Origin of the sequence: Streptacidiphilus anmyonensis, assembly GCF_000787855.1 — a bacterium.
GTDB lineage: Bacteria > Actinomycetota > Actinomycetes > Streptomycetales > Streptomycetaceae > Streptacidiphilus > Streptacidiphilus anmyonensis.
Map to the genome: position 1 here is coordinate 2,024 of NZ_BBPQ01000146.1, position 2,055 is coordinate 4,078.

At 67.3% G+C, this 2,055-nt stretch carries 2 protein-coding genes; both read left to right on the forward strand.

From position 1 onward, the window contains the following. Positions 1-414 precede the first annotated feature (414 nt). The gene (locus tag TR50_RS42065) at positions 415-984 is read left to right on the forward strand and encodes a DUF5819 family protein (RefSeq protein WP_042436003.1); all 570 of its coding nucleotides are present in this window, start codon (positions 415-417) and stop codon (positions 982-984) included. 61 nt (positions 985-1,045) lie between these two features. Continuing rightward, on the forward strand, positions 1,046-2,055 hold a 1,010-nt coding region (locus TR50_RS42070), incomplete at its 3' end, for an HTTM domain-containing protein (protein WP_042436006.1).

Here is a 2,055-nt window from a genome sequence, read left to right on the forward strand (position 1 = left end):
CCAGGGGTGCGACTCCCACCAGCCGGACGCGCGCAGCTTGGTGAAGTCCTGACCGAAGGCGGTTGAGCCGGGAGTCAGAAGGACGGCCGTGGCGGAGCGCAAGCATGATGCCGCCACGGCCGTCCTTGCCGGGCATATCAGCGCACGACGGGGCTAGCACCGACCACGCTCCCCGCCCTGTGGCCGCTGGGCGCCAACGGCCGCCACGAGCCGAAGGACGAGCGAGGAGGATGGGATGAGCCGCAGCGACCACGACACCGCAGCGATCGGCAGTGAAGAAGGGCAGGCGTCCGGCGGTCTGCTGACTGCACCTTTGACCGCCCCTTCGGCGGAGCACCGGACCGACGAGCAAGGGAGCGATCAACGTCCGCCGCTGTCACGGCCCGCTGGACTTCTGGTCGCTGCGCGGTCGCGGTGTGCGTCATCGTCGCCGTCACACACGTCTTGCTGCTCTTCCTCTATGTCGCGCCCTCAAACACGATCTCCACCCAGTACGAGCAGCCGATCAACGCCTGGATCTACCCCTATTTCGAGCAGAACTGGCGACTCTTCGCGCCGGACCCGCAGTCCGTACAGCAGCAGGTTTCCGCACGCACAGCACACACGTCCCCCGACGGATTGACCCAGGTCACCGGCTGGACCGACCTGAGCGCCATCGACGACGCCGCGATCAAGCACGACCCCTTCCCCAGCCACACATCCCAGAACATGCTGCGCCGGGCGTGGAGCGCCTACCTCGAAACGCACCCCGACAGCGACACGTCGTACTCGGAGCGTGCCCGCATGCTCCAGGAGTACCTGCTCAACATCGCCGCCCAACGCCTGGCCGCCCGAGGTGACCGCACCTTCGACGCCATCCAGTTGCGCGTCATCACCACCCCGATCGCTTCAGCTCCGACCCAGGTGTCCGGCAACCGTCCCGCCGCGACCCCGTCCAGCACCAGGTACCTTCCGTGGTGGCAAGTGAGGTCTCGTGATCACTGACCGGACATCCCGCACCGAAACCCGTCACGAGGGCCGGCCGCCGCTCGCCCCCTGCAGCGCGATGAGGCGCCCCGACCCCGTCACCAGGGCGTTCACCTTCCTGACCGAACACGCGGTCTCGCTCCACGCGGCGGCCGTGCTGCGCATCGGCTACGGACTGCTCTACCTGACGTTCCTGTTGCGCGAGTTCCCCCACCGCGACGAGATCTGGGGACCGGGATCCCCGTGGACCCCGAATCTGGCCCGCGAGCTGTTCCGCCAAAACGGCTGGTTCAGCCTGCTCACACTCTCCGACAACGGTACGTACTTCGAGGCCTGCTACGTCCTGGCCCTGCTCACCTCCGCCGTGTTCATGCTGGGCTGGCACACCAGGGTGACGTCCGTTCTGTTCGCCCTCGTGGTGACCTCGTTCCACGGCCGCGCCGTCTTCATGACCGACGGTGGGGACAACCTGATCGTCCTGATGGCCATCTACCTGATGTTCACGGCCAGTGGCGACCGCTGGTCCCTGGACGCGCGCAGGCGACGGCTCCGCGCGTCCGCCCACGAGCGCGGTCGCGAGACGGCCGGCCTCCGGTCGCGGCCCGCCTGGCAGCAGGCGGCAGCGGTCCGGACGCAGCTGACCACGCTGGTGCACAACTGCGGCATGTTCGTCATCGCGGCCCAGGTGTGCATCCTCTACGGCTCGGCCGGCCTCTACAAAGTGCAAGGAAGCCTGTGGCAGGACGGCACCGCGCTGCACTACGTGGTCAATCTCGACCTGTTCCGACCCTGGCCCACGCTCTCGCACCTCGCCGACGACCACCAACTCCTGATCACACTCGCCGGCTACGCGACTGTCCTGGTCCAGGTGGCGTTTCCGTTCGCCCTGTTCAGCAGGCTCAAATACGTCCTCCTCGGCCTATTGATCGGCATGCACATCGGGATCGCCGTCCTCCTCGGGCTACCGGTCTTCTCCGGTGCGATGATCATCGCCGACGCCGTCTTCCTTCCCGATCACGCCCTTCTCCGCGTCGCGGGCATCGGGCGACGCTTCCTTCAGCATCGCCGGGCACCCAGCCAATGCAAGGA